The sequence below is a fragment of the Microbacterium sp. GXF7504 genome, assembly GCF_054798235.1.
In genome coordinates, this window is record NZ_JBSJZI010000001.1 from 427,485 (window position 1) to 451,473 (window position 23,989).

The following is a 23,989-nucleotide window of genomic DNA, read 5'->3' on the forward strand; positions in this document are numbered from 1 at the left end:
ACCACTGCAGCCACCCGACCCCTCACCCCCGGTTTCACCCTCCCCGCTAGCGTGGGCACTGGACTGGGCGTCCACCACACGCCCGGGGGAACATCTGGGGGCACCGTGAACTTCAACGACGCCACGACCGCCGAGGCGGAACTCGACCGCGCACTCGACACCGGTGATCCGCGCACCATCGTGCGCGCCCTCCTCACGCACGCCTGGCCGCTGTACCACGAACGGTACGAGCGCCTGGCCGCCGCGCTCTCGGCGATGCCGGCCTCCGTGCTCGACCGGAACCCGGCGCTCGCGGTCGTGCACCCGATGACGCCGATCCGTTCGCGCACCGGCCGCTCGACCGTGCCGATGCTGAACCCGGACGACGCCCGCGCGATGACGGCGGACGAGCTCGACCTCATGGTGCTCGTGCAGGGCGTCGGCGCCCGGATCAGCGGGGACGTCGAGACGGCCGTGTCGTTCGCGCACCGCCTCGCCGACCGGCTCGCGCAGGTCGACGCCGATTCCCGCGACCGCGCAGACGGGCCGCTGTGGTTCCTCCACCACCAGATCGGTTCGACCTACCTGCTCGCCGGCGACACGGCGGCCGCGCTGCAGGAACTCGCGACCTCCCGCCAGCTCGCCCAGGTGTCGCAGTACCCGTGGGCGGAGCGCCTGGCACTGGGCCGCACCGCCCTCGCGCACGTCGTCCGCGGCTCACTCGAAGAGGCGCAGCGCGCACTGGAGCAGGCCCGCGACCTGCCGGAACCGACCGCCGCACACCGCAACGCCGCCCGGGCGACGGAGGCCACCGCCGCCGCGCTCATCGCCGTCGAGCTCATGTCGGACGACGTCGAGGAACTCCTCTCGCAGCTCGAGCCGTACGACACCTACGAACTCTCCTGGCCCTTCGCGCTCCTCGCGCGCTCCCGCGCGGCGATGGCCGAGCACCGGCCGTACGACGCGCTGGAGCAGGCGAAGCTCGTGCGCGACGCGCACCCGGCGCAGAGCGTGTCGTTCGGCACCGACGCGGTCGCCGCGACCCAGATCCGCGCGTACACCGCGATCGGCGACGTCGACCGCGCCCGGTACCTCGCCGAAGCCGACCAGCGGCCCGGCATCCTCACCCGGCTGGCCATCGCGCACCTCGCCCTCCACGAGGGCAACGTGGATGCGGCGCGCCGGGCGCTCCGGTCGATCGCCGACGTGTCCGGTCCCGCCCAGCGCGCCGAGGCGGTCGTCCTGTCCGCCTGGGCCGACCTCACGAACGCCGGCGACATCGACGGGTACACCGCCCGTCAGATCCTGCGGCTCGCGGCCCCGCCGGCGCGGCGGCGGCTGCTGGCGGGCGCGCCGCGGCACCTCATCGAGCGCGTGCGCGCGCACCTGGATCCCGCCGACGCGGCGACCCTCGACCGGGCGGTCGAGGGCCTGGCCCACCCGGAGGTGCGCACGCGCCCGCCGCTCACCCCGAGCGAGGTGCGGGTGCTGTCCGCGATGCGCCTGTACAGCACGACCGCCGAGATCGCCGCAGCCCTGCACGTCTCACCGAACACGGTGAAGTCGCAGCTGCGCTCGCTCTACCGCAAGCTCGGATGCTCGACGCGGGACGAGGCGATCATGGCCGCCGCACGCTGGCGCCTGGTGTCGCCGGAGCCGGGATCCGGGTCGGTCAGCCGTGAGCCGCGGTCGACCGCCGCCGCGGGCGCCCGGCGCCCCGTGTCGACGCCCGCACGATCTGCACGATTCCGATGACGACGAGCGCGATGCCCAGCAGCCAGGCGAGGAACTCGATCCCCCACAGCGGCGCGAAGAGCATCGCGATGCCCGCGAGGATGCTGATGACGGCGGAGACGATGCGCCAGCCCTTCGAGGTCGCGCCGGAGAGGGTGGTGAGGATCACGATGCCCTCGACGAACCAGACGGCGCCGACGACGATGCCGAGCACGAGGGCGAGCGCGAGGGTCGTCGCCCGCAGGTTCGAGAACGCGATGACCGCCGCGATGACGAACACCACGCCGAGGATGATGTTCCCCGCCCGCGACCAGCCGCCGCGGGTGCGCGACCAGATGCCGATCGCGACGTAGACGACACCGGCGGCGACCGCGTAGACCGCGACCAGCACGGTCACCGCGATCGCCGTCTTCGCCGGCCAGAACAGCACCAGCGCACCCGCGATGAGGGCGATGATGCCGCCGATGCCGAGGGCGATGCGGATGCCACCGTCGGCGCGGGTGGCGTGATCGGCGGTGCGGGGGGAAGACGTCATGGTCACAGCTCCTGCTGGGTCTCCGTGCCGGATCCGGCACACGGGTGCAGCCGCGACACTAGCCGCGCCGGGCATCCGGAGCCCCCGGCGGTGCGGCGAAATCGCCCGGCCCCTCCCCCGACGGTTCACCTGCCTTTCACCCGTGCGTACGGTTCGCGTGCGCACCGTTATCGTGTGGCCATGACGATGGACGCGCAGCGCGTGACGCTCGAGGGCACCTTCAACTTCCGCGACACCGGCGGCATGCCGCTCGTCGGCGGCGGGGTCTCCGCATCCGGGATCCTGTACCGGTCGGACGCACTGAGCGAGCTCACCCCGGCGGGGCTCGACGCGCTCTCGGCGAGCCCGATCGGCGTCGTCGTCGACCTCCGCACCGACCCGGAGCGGCAGATGGCGCCGGACCGGCTGCCGACCGACCGTCCGTTCCGGGTGGTCGAACTGCCGCTGCTGCAGGGCGCCGTCACCGGCGCCGCGAAGCAGGCGGGCGCCGCCATGACCGCCGGTGCCGACCCGGCGAAGGTCGCCGCCGCCATGCAGGAGGCGCTCGCGCAGATCCCGCCGCTCGGCGAGATGTACGTGCAGATGCTCCAGGGCGGCGCCGACACGTTCGCGCAGTTCGCGCGGCTCGTGTCGGTCGCGACCGACGAGCCGCCGACCGCCGTCCTGGTGCACTGCACCGCCGGCAAGGACCGCACCGGCGTGAGCACCGCGCTCGTGCTGGATGCCGCCGGGGTGGAACGCGACGCGGTCGTCGCCGACTACGCGAGCTCGCAGGACCGTCTCGCCGGCCCGTGGGCGGACCGGATGCTCGGCATGGTGACGCAGATGGGCGTGCCCCTCGACGACGAGATCCGCGACCTCGTCGCCGGCACCCCCGCATCCGCGATCGAGCAGGCGTTCGCCTGGATCGACGCGCAGGGCGGCTCGGCCGCATACCTGCGCTCCGGCGGGCTCACCGACGCCGAGCTCGACGCCCTCCGCGCCCGCCTCGCCGCCTGACCCCCGCCCGGCGCGGGCGCTGCGAACCGCGAGACTGCAACGGGTCGCCGAGACTGCGGGGTAACCCCGCTGTCTCGGCGGTCAGATGCAGTCTCGCGGCCCGGGGCGCTACCGCGCACCGGCGCGCCGGGAGTAGAACGGGGCGATGACGGCAACCACCGCGGGAACGACCGTCCGGGTGTTCCCCTTCATGGAGCGGCCGGGCATCGGCGCGCTCCTCGCCCTCACGGCGGGCACGCTCAACGCGTGGTCCCTCGCCGCGACCGGGACCTTCGCCACCGTGCAGTCCGGCAACCTCGTCGTCGCCGGCTTCGCGGCCGCCGGCGGCGACCTCGCCCGCCTCGCGATGGTCTCCACCTCGATCCTGTGCTTCGGCCTCGGCGCGGCGCTCAACGCGGTCCTGGTCACCCTGCTGTTGCGCGCGGGCCGCAGCTACAGCCCGGCCGTGCTGTTCGGCCAGGCCGCCGTGCTGCTCGTGATCGCGGTGCTCGCGGCGACCCAGGCGCTGCCGGCCACCGTGCTCGTGTTCGGGGTGAGCTTCGTCGCCGGCTCCCAGGGCAACGCGTTCCACCGCGACCACGGGATGCTGTACGGCAACGTCGCGGTGACCTTCGTGGTGCAGTCGTTCTTCAGCCTCCTCGGCCGCATCCTCGTGCCCGCCTCGCCCGAGGGCAGGCGGACCGACCTCCGGTCGCTGGGGATCTACGGCGGCGTGCTCGTCGCGTTCGCGGCGGGCGCGGGGCTCGGTTTCGGCGCGCAGGCACTGCTGCCGGCGGGTGCCCTGTGGCTCGGGATGCTGCTCACCGCGGCGCTCGGCGGTGCGGCCCTCAGACGGGCAGGGCGGGTGCCGGTGGATCCGTCGCAGAACGCCCCGACCCCGTGACGAGCGCCCGCCGGCCGGGCAGGCGGCAGCAGAGCGCGCCGAGCACGAACGCGCACACCCCCGCGACGAGCACGCCGATCCGCGCCTGCGCCTGCGCCTCGGCGCCCGACACCGCGATGTCGACGACGTAGAGCGAGATCGTGAACCCGATGCCGCACAGCGCGCTGCCGCCGGCGAGCCGCCGGTAGTCGATCCCCGCACCGAAGTCGCCGATCCGCAGCATCCGGAGCAGCACGGTCGACCCGAAGACGCCGACGGTCTTGCCGACGACGAGGCCGGCGACGACACCCCAGACGAGGGGCGACGCGAGCGCACCGGGCAGCGTCTGGCCGTCGACCTCGAACCCGGCGTTCGCGAGCGCGAACAACGGCAGGATGACGAACGAGGTCCACGGTGCGACGGCTGCCCGCATCCGGTCGTTCAACGGCACCGCGGTGCGCACGCTCCGCGACGCCCGCCGCGCCTGCGCCGGCGTGGCGGTCTCGTCGAGCGCGTCGGCGAGCGCGGCGGCCTCCCGCATCCGTGCTGCGTCGGGTTTCGCCACCGGGAGGACGAGCGCGATCGCGACGCCGGCGAGGGTCGGTTCGATCCCGGATGCGGCGACGGCGAGCCAGATGCCGACCCACAGCAGGGCGTAGACCGGGCGGCGCCACACCACCGGCAGCCGCCGCGCCGCCCACAGGGCGACGAGGCCGACGGCGGCGAACGGCAGCGGCCACCAGCGGAAGTCCGCGCCGGTGTAGAACACGGCGAGCGCACTCAGTGCGCCGATGTCGTCGACGACCGACAGTCCGAGGAGGAAGGCGCGGAGCCTGCCCGGCACCCGGGGCCCGACGAGCGCGAGGGCGCCGAGGAGGAACGCCGTGTCGGAGGAGATGACCGCGGCCCACGCGTGCGGCTGCCCACCCTCGCCGACGTTGCATGCGAGGAACACGAGCGCCGGCAGCGTGAGCCCCGCGACCGCGGCGACCACGGGGATGACCGCCTTCGACCAGGTGGTGAGCTCCCCGACGACGAACTCCCGCTTCACGTCGAGCCCGACCGCGAAGAAGAACACGGTCATGAGGGCGTCGTTGATGACGTCGTGCAGCGTGAACGACGCGTCGCGCCCGCCGAGGCCGACGTCGATCGTCGTCTGCCAGAGCGCCGCGTACCCGAGGCCCGGGACGTTGGCCCAGCCGATCGCGACGGCGGTGGCGGCGAGGAGGACGAGCGCGGCCGTCCGTGCGTCGTCGCGGGTGCGACGACGCCGCCCGGTCATGCCGCGGACCGGGGTCTGCCCGCCGCCTCCAGGATGAGGTCGGCGATCTCGCGGGGATGGGTGACGAGCGAGAGGTGGCCGCTGTCGAGCTCGATCGTCGTGGCCCCCATCCGATCGGCGAGGAACCGCTCGAGCTCCGGGGCGGTGGTGTGGTCGTCGCGCGAGACCGCGTACCACGCCGGTTTGTCGCGCCAGGCGGCGGCGGTCGTGCGCCCTGCGAACAGGGTGCCGGAGATGCGCCCCTGCACCGCGAAGAGCACCTTCGCCTGCGCCGGGTCGACGCCGTTCGCGAAGTCGGCGAGGAACGCGTCCTCGCTCAGCTGCGCGAACCCGTCCGCCTCGTGCACGAGCCCCGCGTTGGCGGCAGGCGTCGGGAAGCGACCGGCGAGCGCGGCGTAGTCCTCCCCCGCATCCGGCGCCCTCGCAGCGACGTACACGAGCGCGGTCACGTTCGGGTGCCCGCCGGTCTCGCTGATGACGGTGCCCGCCCACGAGTGCCCGACGAGCACCGTCGGTCCCGGTTGCAGGTCGAGGATGCGGCGGGTGGCCGCCGCGTCGTCGGCGAGCGAGGTGAGCGGGTTCTGCACCGCGGTCGCCCGCAGGCCCGCCGCCTGCAGCAGCGCGATCACCCCCGCCCAGGAGGAGCCGTCCGCGTAGGCGCCGTGCACGAGCACCACGTTGTCCGCCGTCGGTGATGCCATGTCGCCCTCGTCCCCACATCGGCGAAAACCACTCTTGACCAGACCGTTATACGCCCCGTACCGTGCCGGGCACCAGGGTTTTCCGTTCTTTCGCGCTCCACCCCACCCACTCGCCGCGACCCCGAGGACCCGCCATGGACGAACCCGCCCCGCACCACGAGACCCCCGTGCTCGGAAACCCAGACCTGCCGCAGGAGGGCGTCGCGAACACCGCGGGCGACCCCGCGGCGACCAGGATGACGGGTCCTCGGAACCCGGCGCTCGAGACCCAGTTCCCGAGCTCGATCGTCGCCCCCGGCACCGACATCGGCACGCAGCCGTTCTTCTGGTCGTCGTTCAACCTGTCTCCGCGACGCGTGCAGGCGGGCGGCTGGGCCCGCGAGGTGACGCAGCCCGACTTCGCGATCAGCGAGGAGATCGCCGGGGTGAACATGTACCTCGAACCGGGGGCGATCCGCGAGCTCCACTGGCACCGGACGGCGGAGTGGGCGCTCATGACCCGGGGGAAGTGCCGCATCACGACGCTCAGCCGCACCGGGCTGCCGAGCGTGGAGGACGTGTTCGCCGGCGACCTGTGGTTCTTCCCGGCCGGGCTGCCGCACTCCCTGCAGGGGCTCGGTCCGGACGGCGCGGAGTTCGTGCTGGCGTTCGACGACGGCGAGCAGTCCGAGTCGAACACGCTGCTGCTCACCGACTGGTTCGCCCACACCCCGCCCGACGTGCTGGCGAAGAACTTCGGCGTCGCGCAGGACGTGTTCCGCGACATCCCGCTGCACAACCTGTGGATCTTCCCCGGCGCGGAGCCCGGGCCGCTCGAGGACGACCAGGTCGCCGCCGGCGTGCAGTGGGGCGACGACCAGCCGGTCATCTTCCGGCTGTCGCAGTCGGAGCCGGTGCACCAGAACTCCGGCGGCAGCATCCGCATCGCCGACAGCGTGAACTTCCCCGCCTCCACCTCGGTCGCCGCCGCGCTCGTCCACGTGGAACCGGGCGGGATGCGGGAGCTGCACTGGCATCCGAACGCGGACGAATGGCAGTACTACCTGCAGGGGTCGGCGCGCATGACCGTGTTCGACACCGGCCCGCACGCCAACACGATGGACTTCCACGCGGGCGACGTGGGGGTGGTCAAGCGCAACAACGGCCACTACATCGAGAACACCGGCGACGAGACGCTCGTGTTCATCGAGACCTTCCGCGCGTCACGGTACGAGGAGGTGTCGCTCGCGAACTGGCTGGCCCACCTGCCGCCGCAGCTCGTCGCGGCGCACCTGAACATCCCGGTCGACACGCTCGCCACCTTCCCCCGCACCACCCAGGGGATCGTGCCGCTGCCCGGGCGGGACTGAGCGGGCACCCACCGTGCCATGACCGCGCCGCCCACCGCCCCGTCGCGGTTCGCGGCGCTCGCGGTGCCGAACTACCGCCGGTTCATCGCGGGGCAGGGCATCAGCCTCATCGGGTCGTGGACCGAGACCGTCGCGCAGGGCGTGCTCGTGCTCATGCTCACCGGGTCGCCGTTCGACCTCGGCCTGCTCGCCGCGCTCCGGTACGGCCCGGTGCTGCTGCTCGGCCCCCTCGCCGGGGTGCTCGTCGACCGGCACGACCGCCGGCGGCTGCTCGTGCTCACCCAGACCCTCCTCGCCCTCCTCGCCCTCGGGTTCGGGCTCGTCATCCTCGCCGGCCGCGAATCACTGGTGCTCGCGATGGTCGTCGCGGTCGTGTTCGGGATGCTGACGGCGGTCGACAACCCGGCACGGATGGCGCTCATCCCCGAACTCGTCGGCACCCCGGCCCTGCACAGCGCAGTGACGCTGAACAGCATCCTCGCGAACGTCGGCCGGGGCGTCGGGCCGGTGGTGGCCGCATCCCTCATCGGCACGGTCGGGATCGGCTGGTGCTTCATCGCGAACGCGGCGAGCTTCGCGCTCGTCATCGCGCTGCTGGTGTCGATGCGCTCGAGCGGCATCCACTCCGAGGGACGCGCGCCGAAGGCACGCGGACAGCTGCGGCAGACCCTCGGGATCGTGCGCCGCGACCCCGAGCTCCTCGGCCCCCTCGTGATGATGGCGGTCGTCGGCACCCTCGCGTACGAGTACGAGGTGAGCCTGCCCGTGTTCGGCGAGCACTCCCTCGCCGGCGGCGCGGACGAGTACGCCTGGCTCACCGCGGGGTTCGGCGCCGGGTCGATCGCCGCGGGACTCCTGCTGCTGTCGTGGCCGCAGACGGGCCTGCACCGCATGACGTGGATCAGCCTCGGGTACGCCGTCGCGCTCGCGGCGACCGCGGCGGCACCGTCGACGCTCGTCGCGAACGTGACCATCGTGTTCGTCGGCGCGTGCAGCATCGGGTTCCTCACGACCGGGAACGCGACCGTGCAGCTGCACGCCCCGGCCGGCATGCGCGGCCGGGTGACGTCGCTCTGGACCACCGCGTTCATCGGTTCCACCCCGGTCGGCGCGCTCATCGTCGGCGGCATCGGGATGCTGCTCGGCGGCCGCGCCGCGGTCGGGGTGGCCGCCGCATCCTGCCTCCTCGCCGCCGCCCTCGGCCTGCTCGTCCGCCGCCGGGGGTGACCCCGCGCGCGATACCCCCGGAGACCCGCCTGGACCGCGAGACTGCATCTGCGCCACGAGACTGCATCCAATGTCAGCAGTCTCGTGCGGGAGATGCAGTTCTCGCGGCCCTCTGCGCCGGCGCGGCGATAGCGTGGCCGCATGACGCTTCCGGTGCCCTCGCTCATCGAACGCTTCCACGTCGAGGTGGAGCTGGGTCCGCTCGAGGACCACGGCATGACCCGCGCCGGCCACCGCCGGGTGGTGCCGATCACGGGCGGCACCGTCACCGGGGCGCTCGAGGGCGAGATCCTCCCCGGCGGTGCGGACTGGCAGCTGGTGCGCGCGGACGGCGCGGTCGAGGTCGACGGGCGCTACACCGCCCGCACCCGTGACGGCGCCCTGCTGTACCTGCAGGCCCGCGGGGTGCGCAGCGGCGACCCGGCAGTGCTCGAGGCGCTGCTGCGCGGCGAACATGCGGACCCGGCCGCGTACTACTTCCGCACCGTGCTGACGATCGAGACGTCCGCACCGGAGCTCGCGTGGCTGGAGCACCGGCTGTTCGTGTGCGCCGCCGAGCGCGAAGCGGACGCGGTCCGCTACACCGCCTACGAGGTCGCCTGACCCCCGCGGACCGCGAGACTGCATCTGCGCGACGAGACTGCGGGGTAACCCCGCTGTCTCGGCGGTGAGATGCAGTCTCGCGGTCCGGTGACGGCCCGGTCAGGATGCGGGCGGCGTGGGGCGCTTCGCGCGGCGCGCGGTGACGATCCACACGATCGCGCCGGCGAGGATCACCACGACCAGCGCCACGATCACCCACACGAGCACCGGCACCCCGCCGTCGACGGGCGCGGAGATCGGCACCGCGGTGACGGTCGGGGTGGGGCTCGCGGCCGCAGTCACGGTGAGGGTCGCGGTCGCGAGCACGGTCTCGCCGTCGCCGACCGAGATGACGATGTCGCCGGCCTCGGACGGCGTGAACGTCGTGGTCGCGGTCCCCGCGGTCACCGGCACCTGCGTGCCGTCGCCGCCGTCGGCGAACGTCCCGCTGCCCGGGCTGCCCGTGCCGACGGATGCGGTCTCGAGCCCGCCGAGACCGGACACCGTGACGGTGACCTTCTCGCCGACCGCCACGCTCGACGGCGTGAGCGACACCTTCGCCTGGGCCTCGGGCTGCGGCGCGGGTGCCGGCGCGCCGCTGACGGTCACCTCCACCGTGCCCAGCACCGTCTCACCGTCGGTCACGGCGATCGTGATCGTCCCGCTCGCCCCCGCGAGGAACGTCGCCGACGCCTGGCCGCCTGACACCGGCGCCGTGTACGAGCTGTCGCCGCTCTCGGTGAACGTGCCCGCCGACGTGTCGCCCAGCCCGAAGGAGGCCTGCTGCAACCCGCCGAGTCCCGTCGCGACGACCGTGGTGGTCTCCCCCACCGCGATCGACGACGGTGTCGCGGTCAGTTCCGCCGCGTGCGCCGCACTCGGCACCGCGACGGCCAGCGCCGCCCCGACCACCGCCGCGACCGCGACGCCCAGCATCCTTCGCACGGCACCGCCGCGCGTCGTCCTCGTCCCCAGCACTTCCGACGTCCCCATGTGTCGTCCCCTCGGTGTCCGCGGCGGCACCACGCCCCCAGCGCTGCAGGCATCCTTCCGCATCCGCCCGCCCGCTCGCCACAGGTTTCCGACGGGTGACGCCGGATGACGACGGATCGATATGATCCGAGACGACCCGACCAGGAGGCCGCCATGCCCGAACTGACCCCCGGCACCGTCGTGCCCGGCGCGACCGTGACCGCCGTGCACGAGCTGCTCCCGGCCGACCAGGTGGTCGCCGGCACCCCGACGACGGCGACGGTGGAGCTGGGCGGGTTCGCCGGCGTCGAGCTCGGCGTCTGGGAGATGACCCCCGGCACGGCGACCGACGTCGAGGCCGACGAGGTGTTCGTGGTGCTCTCCGGCCGCGCCCGCGTCGTCTTCACCGACCGCGACCTCGCGCCGATCGAGATCGGCCCCGGCGACATCGTGCGACTCGAGCACGGCATGCGCACCGAGTGGACGGTCACCGAGACCCTCCGCAAGGTCTACCTGGCCTGACCGCCCGCGCCGGTCCGCCCGCGCCGGCCCGCCCTCACCCGACGCGGTTCTCCTGCACGACGTGCTCCAGGGCCCAGGCCAGCCGCGACAGCGAGACGAACGCCTCGACCTGCGGCAACAGCGCGTCGAACGGCACCCGCGGCAACTGATCCAGGATGAACGTGTCGCCGGGGCCCGGGGCGACCTCGGTCGCGAACGAGCGGCGGGCGGATGCGGCGAGACCGCGCAGGTGCGCCAGCGCATCGTCGAGGGCGGTCGCCGCATCCCCCCGCAGCACCCCCGCGCGGCGGCCCGTCGACACCGCGATCGCCGCCTGCGCGTAGCCTTCCGCCGCGCGCGTGGCGACGTACAGCAGGTGCACCACCGGTCCGCGCTGGACGCGCCGGGCGCCGACCATCGCGACCGACATCGCGCTGACGAGGGTGTCGACGTCGGCGAGCGCGGCCCGCAGCGTCTGCGACGCCGCGAGCACGTCGGCGTCCTTCCCGGCGCCGGTGAGTGCGGTGCGTCCGGTGTCGAGCAGCCGGTCGAGGGCGTCGAACCAGGCCTGCACCGTCGCGAGCCGGCTGGGCCGCGAGTTGGCGGAGAAGATGAGGTACGCGCACAGCACGCCGATGACCGCGCCGGCGAGCGTCTCGCCGATCCGCAGCTCCAGCACCTGCTCGTCGAGCACGCCGATGAGCCCGTACATGGCGACCAGCAGCATCGTGATGAAGAAGGCGCTGTAGAGATAGAGGAGCGGCCCGAAGTACATCATCCCGAAGGCGGCGACCACGCAGATCGCCACGAGCGCCGGCTTGCTCTCGTGCACGAGGAGCACGAGGACCACCCCGACCACGAGCCCGGCGGCGGTGCCGGCGACGCGATTGTAGGCGCGGGTGAGGATCGACCCGCGGGTGGAGGCGCCGACGAAGACGATGAACGCGGTCAGCACCGCCCAGTACCAGCGGCTCGCGGAGATGAGCTCCCCGACCCCCGTGGCGATGACGGCCGCGATCGTCACCTGCACCGCGAGCCGGGTCGTCAGCCGCCAGTGCCGCCAGTCCCACCAGCGGGCGGTGTCGGACGCGGGCGTCGACCCGGTCGGGGCGGGTGCCGGCGCCGTCGCGGCGGGGACGGAGCGGGGGTCCGGACGACGCCGCACCGCGTCGCGGAGGTCCGCGTGGGCGAGGACGCTGCGGGTGAGCCGCCCGACGAGCGCCCGGTGCGGGGATGCGGGTGTGAGCGCCGCGAACAGCTCCCGCGCCCGGTCGGTCGCGGCCAGCACCTGCACCTCGCTCGCCCGGTTGTCGAGCATGGTCGTGAGCGCGGCGAGCGCCGCGGAGCGCGCGGGGTCGGCAGGCGCGTGCCCCGCATCCCGCACGAGTTCGGCGCACGCCTGCTCGACGTCGATGCGGGCCTCGAGCACGAGCGAGGCGAAGGTGGTCTCGTCCGCGTCGACGTAGCGCGCCGTCGGGTTGTCCTGCTGCCAGCGGGTGATCGCCTGTGCGACGTCGTCGAGGCGGGCGAGCCGCGTCCGGAGCGTCTTCGGGTGCTTCGGGTCGGGATGCCGCGCGGCGGCGAGCGCGGCCGCGGACGCGTCCCGCAGTTCCCGCAGGAGCAGCGCGAGCTCGCGGCCGGGACGCTCGACGAGCAGCAGCGCCCGCATGAGCGCGAGGGACCCCACCGCCCCGCCCGCGACGAGGAGGAACCCCGGCAGGTCGGTGATCGTGAGTTTCAGCAGGAGCGGGAAGAAGCAGCCGAAGAACGCGCCGAACCCCAGGGCCGTGGCGCGCGGGCCGTAGCGTCGCACCCAGGTGGCGATCCCGGCGATGCACACGAGCAGCGCGATCTCGAGGACCCGCTGCTCGGCCAGGAGCACGGCGAGGGTGGCCGCGGCGCCGGTCGGCACGATGAGGAGCACCGTCGTGACCAGGCGGCCCCTGCCGGTCGCGTCGTGCGGGGTGAGGCCCATCTGCATCGCCATGAAGATGCCGATGGTCAGCAGCGACGGGTCGGCGTGCAGGAACGTGACGGCGGCCCACGCCGACAGCGCGCTCAGCAGCATCCCGGTGGCGATGGCGACCGCGAGCTTGAGCCTGCCGCGTCCGGGATCCGTCGCAGACAGGCTCTGTCTGATGGCTGCGGTCACCCCCACACGCCCACCCTGACACAGCCCACTCGCACGGACGCGCCCCGTTCACCCGCCCCGTCCTCCACCCCTCACCCGGCGCGAGCCCGGGCGGCCCGGGTCAGCGGAAGGCGGACTCGCCGGTCAGGAGCTGGCCGAGCACGAGCGTGTGCATCTCGACCGTGCCCTCGTAGGTGAGCACCGACTCTAGGTTGTTCTGGTGGCGGATCACCGGGTACTCGAGGGAGATGCCGTTCGCACCGAGGATCGTCCGCGCGGTGCGCGCGATCTCGATGGCCTCGCGCACGTTGTTGAGCTTGCCGATCGACACCTGCTCCGGCCGGAGCGTGCCGGCATCCTTCCGCCGCCCCAGGTGCACCGCGAGCAGCACCCCCTTCACGTATTCGAGGGTCATGTCGGCGAGCTTCTGCTGCGTGAGCTGGAACCCGCCGATCGGGCGGCCGAACTGCACGCGCTCGATCGAGTACCGCCGCGCGACCTCGAGGCACGACCGGGCCGCGCCCATCGCACCCCACACGATGCCGTACCGGGCATCGTTCAGGCACGCGAGCGGCCCCTTCAGCCCGCGAGCCTCGGGCAGCACGGCGGATGCGGGCAGCCGCACCCCGTCGAGCACCAGCTCCCCGGTGGCCGAGGCCCGCAGCGACAGCTTGTGCCGGATCTCCGGCGCGGAGAACCCCGGGGTGTCGGTGGGCACCACGAACCCGCGGACACCCTCGTCGGTGTTCGCCCAGACCACCGCGACATCCGCGTACGGCGCGTTGGAGATCCACATCTTGCGGCCGTCGAGCATCCAGTCGTCGCCGTCGCGGCGGGCGAAGGTCGTCATGCTCGCGGGGTCGGAGCCGACGTCGGGTTCGGTGAGCCCGAAGCATCCGATCGCCTCGCCCGCCGCCATCCGCGGGAGCCACTCCTGCTTCTGCTCCTCCGAGCCCCAGCGGTGGATGGCGTACATGGCGAGCGACCCCTGCACCGACACGAGCGAGCGCAGGCCCGAGTCGGTGGCCTCGAGCTCCATGCAGGCCAGGCCGTACTCGACGGCCGACATGCCCGCGCAGCCGTACCCCTCCAGGTGCATGCCCAGCACGCCGAGCCTTCCGAGCTCCCTCGTGAGGTCGCGGATGCCGGGGATGCCGCCCTGCTCGAACCACTCCGCGATGTGCGGCTCGACGAGCGCGTCGAGCGTCTGCCGCACCGCGCCGCGGATCGCCTTCTCGTCGCCGCTGAGCAGGTCGTCGAGCCCGGCGGGATCGGACGGGTCCGGCGCGGGAAGGCGCATCGGGTCGGCGTGGGTCATCGCTGGTCCTCCTCGTGCAGCGGGTCACCCGAAGCGTACGCGAGGCGGCGGCGCGGGCGTGCCGCGGTGGGCGGGGGATGCTGCCCGGAAACGCCGGAACCCCCGACGGATCGGGGGTTCCTCTGGCGGAGACGGAGGGATTTGAACCCTCGGTCCCCTTACGGGGACTCCACCTTAGCAGGGTGGTGCACTAGGCCTGACTATGCGACGTCTCCAGGTGCGCACGGATGCGCACGTCCGTCCATCATACCGGGTGCACGGGCCCGCGCCGAACGGCTACCCGTTGCCGTTCGAACAGGTCTCCTGCGCGGCCGTCTGACCGGTGATGCTGGAGGGCAGCTCGACCGCATCCGTGGCCGGGGTCTCCTGCGCCGGCGCCTCGCCGCCCTCGGCGGGCTGCTCCGCGGGCTGTTCGGCCGGCTGCTCCGACTCGACCGCCACGACACCGCCGTTCGCGGCCACATCCCCGGTGAGGACGATCTGCTGGTTCGCCGCCAGCGCGTCGAACAGGGCGGTGGCCGCCGACTTGTTCGGCACGACCTTGTTCGGATTGTCCGGGTCGGTCAGCGTCGGGTACTGCACGAACACGATCTGGTCGAGCGAGACGCCCTTCATGGTGAGGGCGAGCTGCACCATGGTGAGCGGGTTCGCGAGGTTCGAGCTCGGCGTGACATTGTCGACCGTCGTGCCCGCGAGCGAGTAGAGCCGACCCACGTCGGAGAGGGTGTCCTCGCTCATGATCTTCTTCACCAGCCGCGACATGTACTGCTGCTGGTTCGAGATGCGACCGAGGTCGGAACCGTCGCCGACGCCGTGGCGGGTGCGGAGGAACTCCAGCGCTTCCACACCCTGCAGCGTGTGCATGCCCGGTTCCAGGTCGAGGCCGGTGTAGATCGGGTCGTAGATGCCGTTCGCGACGCAGACCTCGACGCCGCCGACGGCGTTCGTGATCTCGATGACACCGCCCCAGGTGACCTTCGCCGCGTAGTCGATGTTCTCGCCCGTCAGCTGCGAGATCGTCTTGGCGACGCAGGAGAGCCCGCCGTAGCCGTACGAGTCGTTCAGCGGCTGCTTGCTCATCGCCGACGAGGTCGACCCGTTCTCACGGGTGCACGACGGGATCGGCAGCATCAGGTCGCGCGGGAACGAGACCGCCGTGACCCGCCGCGGCTCGTCGGAGACGTGCAGCAGGATGTTCACGTCGTTGAGCTCGCCCTCGGCATCCTTGCCCGTGCAGCGGCCCGGGAAGTAGTGGGCGTACTGGTCCTCGCACGCGTCGGTGCCGACCAGCAGCAGGTTGAAGCCGCCCTCGAGCTCACCGATGGTCGGCGGCGCGGCGGTCTGCCCCTCGAGTTCGACGGCGTTGCTCGACAGGGTCGAGAACAGGTTCCAGGTGTTGTAGCCGACGACACCGACGCCGGCGACCAGCACGACCGCGAGCGACACGGCGAGGATCTTGAAGAACTGCGAGACCGGATGCGGGGAGCGCAGCTGGCCGTGGCGCGCCACCGTCTGGCGGCGCCCGCTTCGGGTCGTCGGGCTCACTCGGGTCCTCTCGATCGCCGGCAAGGGCGTCGGCTGCACACACAACCGTCGGGCAGTTTATCGACCGCGCCGGGAAGCAGGCTGCGAACTCGCTGGCGGTGCGGTGGACGCCCGCCGACCGGCCTCCGTCCGCACGGCGACGAGCGGGCCGTGACGATCACGCGAAACACGCTCGTGCTACGTTCCCGCGGGGGCGGCACCCGGCCGCCCGCGAAGGGGAAGCTGTGAGCGCATACGACGAGACCACGCTGCTGGCACGGGCACGCGAGATCCTGGGCGAGGGCGAGGAGGTGCTCGCCGCGGGGATCTTCGGACTCGCCGAGCTGAGCGGCGCCGCCGCGATCGGCATGGTCGCCGGCAACACCGCGGCCGATCTCATCCCCGGCGGCGACAGCATACTCGGCAGCCTCATCGGGACGCTCCTCGGCCGCCGCGCGGCGATCAAGGCCACCGCCGAGCAGCACGGCGCCACCGTGCAGCTGCTCGTCGCCGTCACGCCCGACACGATCCACGTGCTGAACGCCGACACCCAGGGCCGCCTCGACCCGGAGCTCACGAGCTTCCCGCGCGCGACGACCGACGTCACGGTGAAGACGTTCGGCGCGAGCCGCCACCTGACCTTCACGGACGGCGACCACGTGCTGAAGCTGCACGGCACCGGCGCCGGCATCAGCCCGCTCGTCGCGGGCGACAAGCTCGTGATGGACCTCCTCGCCGAGCCGAAACCCGTGTCCTGAGCCCCGGTCGCGCGGCGCGCGCCGCATCCTGACCCCGGCCGCACGGCACGCCGCCGCATCCGCCGAGCCACCCCTCTTTCTGCGACCCACCCCTCTTTCTGCAGCAGAAAAGGGGGTGGGTCGCAGAAAAGGGGGTCGCTCGGCATCGAACGCACCGGTCAGCGCAGCGCGTCAGCGCAGCGGGATCACAGCGGAGGGTGTGGGATTCGTCCCCACCGCCCCTCCACGCCCCGCTTCGCGGGACGCGGAGCCTCCGGCGGCGTGGGCCCACCCGAGGGTTCGAACCCGCCGAACCGAAAGCGCCCGCGGCGGCCCCGAGGGGCCTTCGCAGGCACTGGCGGAGGGTGTGGGATTCGAACCCACGGGACATTGCTGCCCACTGGTTTTCAAGACCAGATCCTTCGGCCGCTCGGACAACCCTCCCGGACGGACGCCGCGGCATCCGTCGCCCCGCGAGTCTAGCCCGCGGCGGCGGTCACAACGCGCGCAGCACCGCCGCGACGCCGCCCTCGGTGACGGATGCGGTGACCTCCCCAGCGGCCTCCAGCACCTCGGCCGGGCCCTGGCCCATGGCGACCGCGCGGCCGCCGTTCGCGCGCGCCCACTCGAACATGCCGACGTCGTTGCGACCGTCGCCCATGACGAGCACGCGGGTCGGGTCGACGCCCAGCCAGCGCTGCACGAGGGCGAGCGCGCTGCCCTTGTCGACGCCCTTCGGCGCGATGTCGAGCCACGCCGTCCAGCCGACCGCGTACGAGACCTGGTTGAGCCCCACCCGCTCGACGAGCTCGACGAAGTCGCGCTCCGTCTTCTCCGGCGACACCACGACCACGCGGGTCACGGGCCGGCGGGCGAGGTCCTCGAACGCGACCCGCTCGGCGCGGTCGAGGTTCCAGTCGTCCATGTAGTCCGTGTACAGGCGTCGGCCGTCGGGGAGCTCCACGAGGTAGTGCGCCTCCGGGAGGTGGCGGCGCAGCATCCGCAGCACGTCGGCGGCGTCGAACGTCTCGACGTGCACACGCTCGTAGTCGCCCTCCGCGGTGCGCTTGAGGATCACCGCGCCGTTCGAGCAGATCGCGTAGTCCGGGGCGATGGCCAGCACGTCGTGGATGCGGCTGGTCGCCTCCCAGCTGCGGCCGGTCGCGAGCATCACCCGGTGCCCGGCGCGCTCGGCGTCGCGGACCGCGTCGACGATGCCCGGGCTGGCGGTCTCGTCCTCGAGCAGCACGGTGCCGTCGATGTCGAGCACCACGAGCATCGGCTCGGCCGCCTCCGCGACCTCCTCGACGAGTTCGGCGGCGTCCTCGACCGACTCGGTCTCGACCTCGCCGGGTTCGGGCAGCCGCGGGTCGGTCACGCGATCGGCTCCAGCACCTCGAGGCCGCCCAGGTACGGGCGCAGCACCTCGGGCACCGTCACCGACCCGTCGGCGCGCTGGTGGGTCTCCAGCAGCGCGACGATCCAGCGGGTGGTCGCGAGGGTGCCGTTCAGCGTCGCGACGTGCTGCGTCTTCCCGCCGTCCGGGCGGTGCCGGATGTCGAGGCGACGGGCCTGGTACGTGGTGCAGTTCGAGGTGCTGGTGAGCTCGCGGTACGCGTGCTGCGTGGGCACCCACGCCTCGACGTCGTACTTGCGGGCGGCCGATGAGCCGAGGTCGCCGGCGGCCACGTCGATCACGCGGTACGCGAGGCCGAGGTCCTGCAGCATCCCCTCCTGCATCGCGACGAGCTTCTCGTGCTCGGCCTCCGCCTCGGCGGGGTCGGCGTAGACGAACATCTCGAGCTTGTTGAACTGGTGCACGCGGATGATGCCGCGGGTGTCCTTGCCGTAGGAGCCGGCCTCGCTGCGGTAGCAGGTGGACCAGCCGGCGTAGCGCTTGGGGCCGCGGGCCAGGTCGATGATCTCGCCCATGTGGTACCCGGCGAGGGGCACCTCGCTCGTGCCGACGAGGTAGAGGTCCTCGTCGTCGAGGTGGTAGACCTCGGCGCTGTGCTTGCCGAGGAAGCCGGTGCCCTGCATGACCTCGGGACGCACGAGCGTCGGCGGGATCATCGGGGTGAACCCGGCCTGCAGGGCGCGGTCGAGACCGAGGGTCATGAGCGCGAGCTCGAGACGCGCGCCGACGCCGGTGAGGAAGTAGAAGCGGCTGCCGGACACCTTCGTGCCGCGCTCCATGTCGATCGCGCCGAGGAGCTCGCCGATCTCGAGGTGGTCGCGCGGGGTGAAGTCGAACGTCGGCACCTCGCCGTGCGTGCGGAGCGTGACGAAGTCGTCCTCGCCGCCGGCGGGCACCCCGTCGATCACGATGTTCTCGATCGCGGAGAACGCCTCGGCGAAGCCCTCCTCCGCCACGGTCACGGCCTGCTGGGCGGCCTTCACGCGCTCGCTGAGGTCCTTGGCCTGGGCGACGAGCGCGGCCTTCTCCTCCTTGGGCGCCTTCGCCACGAGCTTGCCGTGCGCGTTCTGCTCCGCGCGCAGCTCCTCGAAGGCGACGATGGCCGCGCGGCGGGCCTTGTCGGCCTCGAGCGCCGCGGTGACGGTGTCGGGCGACTCCCCCCGCGCCACCTGCGAGCGGGTGACAAGCTCGGGATTCTCGCGGAGAAGTGTCGGATCGATCATCCCCCGAGTCTACTGAGCCGACCGGCCGCTATCGTGTGAGCCATGACAGCGGATGCGGGGGCCGGACGCCGCGCCGCACTCGTCTACAACCCGGTGAAGGTCGACGCCGCCCGCCTCCGGCAGCAGGTGACGGATGCCGCCGCCCGCGCCGGCTGGGCCGAACCGCTGTGCTTCGAGACCGCCGTGACCGACCTCGGGCAGGGGTGCGTGCGCGCGGCCCTGGACGCCGGGGCGGAGGCGGTGCTGGTCGCCGGCGGTGACGGCACGGTGCGCGCGGTCGCGGAGGCGCTCACCGGCACCGGGGTGCCGTTGACGATCGTGCCGAGCGGCACCGGCAACCTCCTCGCCCGGAACCTCGAGCTGCCCCTCGACGACCCGGTGCGGGTCATCGCCGCGACCTTCGACGGCGAGCATCGCCCGGTCGACATCGGGATGGCGACGATCACGCGGGTGGACGGCACCACCTCGGAGGCCGCGTTCGTCGTCATGGCCGGGATGGGCCTGGACGCGGCGATGATCGCGAACACGCGCCCGAAGCTGAAGAAGGCGGTCGGCTGGGTCGCGTACGTCGACGGCGCCGCCCGTTCGCTGCCGAAGGCGAAACCGTACCGGCTCGTGTACCAGCTCGACGCCGAGCGGATGCGCACCACCCGCGTCTACAGCGTCCTGTTCGCCAACTGCGGGGCGCTGCCCGCCGGGATCGCGCTCATCCCCGACGCCGCGATCGACGACGGCACGATGGACGTCGTGCTCATCCGCCCCCGCGGCTGGTGGGGCTGGCTCGCCGTGTGGCGCCGCGTCTGGTGGGACAACTCGGTGCTGCGCCGGTTCAAAGCCGGCCGCCTCGTGCTGGAGCGGCGCCGCGACCAGTCCGTGCGCTATCTGCAGAGTGCGCGGGCGGAGGCCGGCGCGAACCCGCCGCAGGCCGTGCAGCTCGACGGCGACGAGTTCGGGGTCGCGGTGCGGATGACGTGCGAGGTCGTGCCCGGCGGGCTCCTCGTCGCCCTCCCCAAGGGCCACCGTCTCCCGAACCGCTGAGCGGGACCCCTGCGCTCGGCGCGCGGGACTGTCAAGCCACGGGCGCGGCGCGGCCGACCGACGTAACGTCGCTCCATGAGCACCACCCTCGTCTGGTTCCGCGACGACCTGCGGCTGGCGGACAACCCGGCCCTGCACGCGGCGCTCGAGCGCGACGAGCCGGTCGTGTGCCTGTACGTGCTGGACGAGGTCTCGCCCGGGTTCCGGCCGCTCGGCGGCGCCGCCCGCTGGTGGCTGCACCATTCCCTGGCCTCCCTCGGGGAGCGCCTGCGCGAGCGGGGGTCGGTGCTGCTGCTGCGGCGGGGCGCCGCATCCGAGGTCGTGCCGCAGGTGGTCCGGGAGACCGGCGCTACCGCCGTCGCCTGGAACCGCCGGTACGGCGCCGCCGAACGCGACGTCGACCGGGCGCTGAAGGACGGGCTGCGGCGCGACGGTGTGGAGGTGCGCTCGTTCGCCGGGTCGCTGCTGTTCGAACCGTGGACCGTGCACACCGGCGCGAACACGCCGTTCGCGGTGTTCACCCCGTTCTGGCGGCGCTGCCTGCACCTGCCGCCGCCGCGGCACCCGCTCCCCGAGCCCGACCGCATCCCGGGTCCGGCACAGGCGCCGGCCTCCGACGACCTCGCCGACTGGGGGCTGCTGCCCGCGCACCCGGACTGGGCCGGGGGGCTCCGCGAGACGTGGGAGCCCGGGGAGCCCGCCGCGCAGGCACGGCTGCGTGAGTTCCTCGCCCGCGACGCCGACGCCTACGAGACCGCCCGCGACGAACCGGCCGCCGGCGCCACGTCCCTCCTGTCGCCGCGGCTGCGGTGGGGCGAGCTCAGCCCGTACACCGTGTGGCACGCCGCGCTCGACGCCGACGCCGACACCGGGCGGTTCCTCTCCGAACTCGGCTGGCGCGAGTTCGCGTGGCACGTGTTCTTCCACCATCCCGACCTCGCGACCCGCAACCTCCACGCCGAGTACGACGCGTTCCCGTGGCCGCCGCACGACGAGGACCGGATGCGGGCGTGGCGCCGCGGCCGCACCGGGTACCCGTTCGTCGACGCGGGGATGCGGGAGCTCTGGCACACCGGGCACATGCACAACCGGGTGCGGATGGTGGTCGCGTCGTTCCTCGTGAAGAACCTCCTCATCGACTGGCGCCGCGGCGAGGAGTGGTTCTGGGACACGCTCGTCGACGCCGACGCGGCCAGCAACGCGTTCAACTGGCAGTGGGTGGCGGGATCCGGGGCGGATGCGGCGCCGTACTTCCGCGTCTTCAACCCGGAGCTGCAGCGGGCCAAGTTCGACCCGCAGGGGTTGTACTGCGCGCGCTGGGCCCCGGATGCGGCCGACATCCCGCCGATCGTCGACCTCGCCGTCTCGCGGAACGCGGCGCTGCGCGCCTACGAGCGGGTCAAGCGCGCGCGCTGAGCGAGGGCGCGCGCGCCGGGAATGCCGGGCGCGGGCCGTGCGTTCCGGGTGAGCGATGCCGACTTCACCCGCCCTCTCCGTGCTCGACCTCGTCCCCGTCCGCACCGGGCAGACCAGCCGCGACGCCTTCGCGTCGTCCATGACGCTGGCCGCCCGTGCCGACGAGCTCGGGTACCACCGCTACTGGTTCGCGGAGCACCACAACATGCCCGCGGTCGCCTCCACGTCGCCGCCGGTGCTCGTGGCGGCCGCGGCGGCCCGCACCGAGCGCATCCGCGTCGGCTCCGGCGGGGTCATGCTGCCCAACCACGCGCCGCTCATCGTCGCCGAGCAGTTCGCCGCGCTGGAGGCCATGGCCCCGGGCCGGATCGATCTCGGCATCGGGCGCGCGCCCGGCAGCGACCCGGTGATCACGCAGCTGCTGCACCGTTCCGGCACCACCAGCGAGGTGGACCGGTTCCCCGACCACATCCGCGACATCCTCGCGCTCACCTCGCCCGACGGCGCGTCCGTGCGGTTCACCTCCGGCGGCACCTACGAGCTGCGGGCGACCCCCGCGGCCACCGGCGCGCCGGAGCTGTGGCTGCTCGGGTCGAGCGACTACTCGGCCCAGCTGGCCGCATCCCTCGGCCTGCCGTACGTGTTCGCGAACCACTTCTCCGGCGAGGGGGTCGAACGGGCGCTCGCGCTGTACCGGGAGCAGTACCGCCCGAGCGAGGCGCACCCGGAGCCGGTGACGTTCCTCACGACGAACGCGGTCGTCGCCCCGACCCGCGAGGAGGCGGAGGCCCGTGCGCTGCCGCAGATCCGGATGATGGCGCGGCTGCGCAGCGGCCGACCGCTCGTCGCGCTCGAGACCGTGGAGCAGGCGCAGGCGGCGGAGGCCGAGGACCGTCTCGGCGCACCGTTCGCCGCGACCGCGAAGGAGCGCTGGATCCTCGGCACGCCCGAGGAGGCCGCATCCGAGCTGCGCGCGTTCGCCGCGACGTACGGCGTCGACGAGGTCATGGTCTCGCCGGTCGCCGGGTCGACCGACGACGAGCCGATGGATGCGGCGACCGGCCGCATCCAGACGCTCGAGCTCCTGGCCGCCGCCCTCTCCTGACCCGCTCGCGCGCCGACGCGCGCCGACCGCGATTCATCCGTCGCGAATGCCGCATGTTCGCGCGCGGGATGCGGCATTCGCGACGGGTGAACCGGTGCTTCGCGAGGCCGGGGGCGGGGGTCAGGCCTCGGGTTCGCCGGTGATGAGGCCGCGCAGCCAGTCGCGCGCTTCGACGAACACGTCGTCGGAGTAGCGGTCCTGGTAGCGGTTGATGGCGCGGTCCGCGCGCGGGTACGAGCCGAGGAACAGCACCTGCGGGCTGAAGCGGCGCAGCCCCATGAGCGCGTCGGCCATGCGCTCGTCGCGGATGTGGCCGTCGGCGTCGATCACGAACCGGTAGCGGCCGAGGGCGTCGCCGATCGGCCGCGAGGCCAGCAGGCTGAGGTTGATGCCACGGGTGGCGAACTGCTCGAGCATCTCGAGCAGCGCCCCGGGATACTCCTGCGGCAGCTCGACGATGAGCGAGGTCTTGTCGGCGCCGGTCGGGGCCGGCGGGGCGACCGTGCGCTGCACGAGCACGAAGCGGGTGACGGCGTCCTTGTTGTCGCCGATGTCCTCGGCCAGCAGGGTCAGGTCGTCGTGGTGCTCCAGGATGCCGGGAGGAGCGATCGCGGCATCCGCGTTGCTCGTCCCGTCGATGAGCCCGAGGGCGCTCGCGACGTTGCTCGCGGCCGGGAGGTGCTGGTGCGCCGGCAGGTGCTCGCCGAGCCAGCCGAGGCACTGCGCGTAGGCCACGGGGTGCGCGGCGACGAGCGAGACCTCGTCGAGGCTCACACCGGGACGGGCCACGAGCACGAAGCTCACCGGCACGAGGTACTCCCCCACGATCCGCAGACCCGGCACCGTGGCCAGGGCGTCCTGCGCCGTGGAGACGCCGCCGTCGACCGAGTTCTCGATCGCGATCATCGCCGCGTGCGCGCGGCCCTCGACCACATCGCTGAGGGCCTCGCCGACGTTGCGGACGGGCTTCCAGATCTGGCCGCGGGCCTCGGGCACCTGCGCGAGGGCGGCCTCGGTGAAGGTCCCGGCGGGTCCGAGGTAGCTGTAGGTACGGCGTTCGGGCTCGGGCGCGGCGTCGGGTGTGCTCACGGGCACTCAGCCTAGACCTGCGGCGCTGCCGCGAGGCGACCTCCAGCGGTTCCGGAGGTTTCAGCGCAGACCGCCGCGACGGGGGTCGGTGTCGTCGTCGAACGCGTCGCGACGGTGCGTGCTCCGCAGCACGCGGAACAGCGCGAGCACGAGCAGCACGAGCACGACCGCGCAGGCGCCGAGGAGCACGACGAGGAGCGCGAACGGGTCCATGCGGGCTCCTCCTCGGTCGTGGCGATCCGGCAACAGTACCCACCGCGACCGCGAC

The 23,989-nt window shown here is 73.1% G+C and carries 22 protein-coding genes and 2 tRNA genes; 11 read left to right on the forward strand and 13 right to left on the reverse strand.

The window, feature by feature from the left end:
• Positions 1–105 precede the first annotated feature (105 nt).
• Entirely contained in the window at positions 106–1,734 is a 1,629-nt protein-coding gene (locus ACWAUO_RS02075; protein ID WP_460772645.1) for a LuxR C-terminal-related transcriptional regulator, read from the forward strand.
• Here ACWAUO_RS02075 and ACWAUO_RS02080 read toward each other — a convergent pair.
• On the reverse strand, positions 1,652–2,248 hold the full coding sequence (locus ACWAUO_RS02080; RefSeq protein WP_460772646.1) for an HdeD family acid-resistance protein: 597 nt from the start codon (positions 2,246–2,248) through the stop codon (positions 1,652–1,654). The two genes, ACWAUO_RS02075 and ACWAUO_RS02080, sit on opposite strands and share 83 nt — an antisense overlap.
• Positions 2,249–2,428: 180 nt before the next feature.
• On the opposite strand from ACWAUO_RS02080, the gene ACWAUO_RS02085 reads away from it, so the two are divergent.
• Together ACWAUO_RS02085 and ACWAUO_RS02090 are read left to right on the forward strand one after the other, a co-directional pair.
• A complete protein-coding gene (locus tag ACWAUO_RS02085; RefSeq protein WP_460772648.1) occupies positions 2,429–3,247 on the forward strand; it encodes a tyrosine-protein phosphatase in 819 nt (272 codons plus the stop codon).
• Positions 3,248–3,392: 145 nt separating this feature from the next.
• On the forward strand, positions 3,393–4,130 hold the full coding sequence (locus ACWAUO_RS02090; protein ID WP_460772650.1) for a YoaK family protein: 738 nt from the start codon (positions 3,393–3,395) through the stop codon (positions 4,128–4,130).
• Here the strand turns inward: ACWAUO_RS02090 and nhaA are convergent.
• Together nhaA and ACWAUO_RS02100 are read right to left on the reverse strand one after the other, a co-directional pair.
• Positions 4,075–5,391 carry a Na+/H+ antiporter NhaA gene (nhaA, locus tag ACWAUO_RS02095; protein ID WP_460772651.1) on the reverse strand — a complete coding sequence of 439 codons (1,317 nt, stop codon included), beginning with the start codon at positions 5,389–5,391 and terminating at the stop codon, positions 4,075–4,077. The genes ACWAUO_RS02090 and nhaA overlap by 56 nt on opposite strands.
• Positions 5,388–6,092: an alpha/beta fold hydrolase gene (locus tag ACWAUO_RS02100; protein WP_460772652.1), complete on the reverse strand. Its 705-nt coding sequence runs from the start codon at positions 6,090–6,092 to the stop codon at positions 5,388–5,390. The genes nhaA and ACWAUO_RS02100 overlap by 4 nt, the downstream gene beginning before the upstream one ends.
• Before the next feature lie 134 nt (positions 6,093–6,226).
• On the opposite strand from ACWAUO_RS02100, the gene ACWAUO_RS02105 reads away from it, so the two are divergent.
• The 3 genes from ACWAUO_RS02105 (at position 6,227) to ACWAUO_RS02115 (ending at position 9,271) form a co-directional block, all read left to right on the forward strand.
• Positions 6,227–7,441, forward strand: a complete 1,215-nt coding sequence (locus ACWAUO_RS02105; RefSeq protein WP_460772654.1) for a cupin domain-containing protein — start codon at positions 6,227–6,229, stop codon at positions 7,439–7,441.
• A gap of 18 nt (positions 7,442–7,459) precedes the next feature.
• On the forward strand, positions 7,460–8,668 hold the full coding sequence (locus tag ACWAUO_RS02110) for an MFS transporter (protein WP_460772656.1): 1,209 nt from the start codon (positions 7,460–7,462) through the stop codon (positions 8,666–8,668).
• 141 nt (positions 8,669–8,809) lie between these two features.
• Complete coding sequence (locus ACWAUO_RS02115) at positions 8,810–9,271, forward strand: DUF3237 domain-containing protein (protein WP_460772658.1); 462 nt, start codon at positions 8,810–8,812, stop codon at positions 9,269–9,271.
• Between the two features lie 99 nt (positions 9,272–9,370).
• Here ACWAUO_RS02115 and ACWAUO_RS02120 read toward each other — a convergent pair whose 3' ends face one another.
• Entirely contained in the window at positions 9,371–10,243 is an 873-nt protein-coding gene (locus tag ACWAUO_RS02120; protein ID WP_460772659.1) for a hypothetical protein, read from the reverse strand.
• 153 nt (positions 10,244–10,396) lie between these two features.
• On the opposite strand from ACWAUO_RS02120, the gene ACWAUO_RS02125 reads away from it, so the two are divergent.
• On the forward strand, positions 10,397–10,744 hold the full coding sequence (locus ACWAUO_RS02125; protein WP_460772661.1) for a cupin domain-containing protein: 348 nt from the start codon (positions 10,397–10,399) through the stop codon (positions 10,742–10,744).
• A gap of 34 nt (positions 10,745–10,778) precedes the next feature.
• On the opposite strand, the gene ACWAUO_RS02130 is transcribed toward ACWAUO_RS02125, so the two are convergent.
• The 4 genes from ACWAUO_RS02130 to ACWAUO_RS02145 all read right to left on the reverse strand — a co-directional run bounded on the left by ACWAUO_RS02130 (position 10,779) and on the right by ACWAUO_RS02145 (position 15,717).
• The gene (locus ACWAUO_RS02130) at positions 10,779–12,875 is read right to left on the reverse strand and encodes an FUSC family protein (protein WP_460772663.1); all 2,097 of its coding nucleotides are present in this window, start codon (positions 12,873–12,875) and stop codon (positions 10,779–10,781) included.
• Positions 12,876–12,975: 100 nt separating this feature from the next.
• Positions 12,976–14,172, reverse strand: coding sequence for an acyl-CoA dehydrogenase family protein (locus tag ACWAUO_RS02135; protein WP_460772665.1), 1,197 nt, complete (start codon positions 14,170–14,172; stop codon positions 12,976–12,978).
• A 123-nt stretch (positions 14,173–14,295) separates the two neighbouring features.
• A tRNA-Ser gene (locus ACWAUO_RS02140) sits at positions 14,296–14,387 on the reverse strand.
• 61 nt (positions 14,388–14,448) lie between these two features.
• Positions 14,449–15,717 carry an LCP family protein gene (locus ACWAUO_RS02145; protein WP_460772666.1) on the reverse strand — a complete coding sequence of 423 codons (1,269 nt, stop codon included), beginning with the start codon at positions 15,715–15,717 and terminating at the stop codon, positions 14,449–14,451.
• Between the two features lie 224 nt (positions 15,718–15,941).
• On the opposite strand from ACWAUO_RS02145, the gene ACWAUO_RS02150 reads away from it, so the two are divergent.
• Positions 15,942–16,454, forward strand: a complete 513-nt coding sequence (locus ACWAUO_RS02150) for a hypothetical protein (protein WP_460772668.1) — start codon at positions 15,942–15,944, stop codon at positions 16,452–16,454.
• A gap of 335 nt (positions 16,455–16,789) precedes the next feature.
• Here the strand turns inward: ACWAUO_RS02150 and ACWAUO_RS02155 are convergent.
• The 3 genes from ACWAUO_RS02155 to serS all read right to left on the reverse strand — a co-directional run bounded on the left by ACWAUO_RS02155 (position 16,790) and on the right by serS (position 19,073).
• Positions 16,790–16,877: transfer RNA gene (locus ACWAUO_RS02155), tRNA-Ser, on the reverse strand.
• Between the two features lie 52 nt (positions 16,878–16,929).
• On the reverse strand, positions 16,930–17,811 hold the full coding sequence (locus ACWAUO_RS02160) for an HAD family hydrolase (RefSeq protein ID WP_460772670.1): 882 nt from the start codon (positions 17,809–17,811) through the stop codon (positions 16,930–16,932).
• A complete protein-coding gene (serS, locus tag ACWAUO_RS02165) occupies positions 17,808–19,073 on the reverse strand; it encodes a serine--tRNA ligase (protein WP_460772671.1) in 1,266 nt (421 codons plus the stop codon). Before serS ends, ACWAUO_RS02160 begins: the two co-directional genes overlap by 4 nt.
• Positions 19,074–19,115: 42 nt before the next feature.
• On the opposite strand from serS, the gene ACWAUO_RS02170 reads away from it, so the two are divergent.
• The 3 genes from ACWAUO_RS02170 to ACWAUO_RS02180 all read left to right on the forward strand — a co-directional run bounded on the left by ACWAUO_RS02170 (position 19,116) and on the right by ACWAUO_RS02180 (position 22,632).
• Positions 19,116–20,111, forward strand: coding sequence for a diacylglycerol/lipid kinase family protein (locus ACWAUO_RS02170; RefSeq protein ID WP_460772673.1), 996 nt, complete (start codon positions 19,116–19,118; stop codon positions 20,109–20,111).
• A gap of 75 nt (positions 20,112–20,186) precedes the next feature.
• Entirely contained in the window at positions 20,187–21,527 is a 1,341-nt protein-coding gene (locus ACWAUO_RS02175) for a cryptochrome/photolyase family protein (protein WP_460772674.1), read from the forward strand.
• Positions 21,528–21,582: 55 nt separating this feature from the next.
• Positions 21,583–22,632, forward strand: a complete 1,050-nt coding sequence (locus ACWAUO_RS02180; protein ID WP_460772676.1) for an LLM class flavin-dependent oxidoreductase — start codon at positions 21,583–21,585, stop codon at positions 22,630–22,632.
• 120 nt (positions 22,633–22,752) lie between these two features.
• Here ACWAUO_RS02180 and pheA read toward each other — a convergent pair whose 3' ends face one another.
• Positions 22,753–23,721 carry a prephenate dehydratase gene (gene pheA, locus ACWAUO_RS02185; protein ID WP_460772677.1) on the reverse strand — a complete coding sequence of 323 codons (969 nt, stop codon included), beginning with the start codon at positions 23,719–23,721 and terminating at the stop codon, positions 22,753–22,755.
• A 60-nt stretch (positions 23,722–23,781) separates the two neighbouring features.
• Positions 23,782–23,934: a hypothetical protein gene (locus ACWAUO_RS02190; protein ID WP_460772679.1), complete on the reverse strand. Its 153-nt coding sequence runs from the start codon at positions 23,932–23,934 to the stop codon at positions 23,782–23,784.
• Positions 23,935–23,989 lie beyond the last annotated feature (55 nt).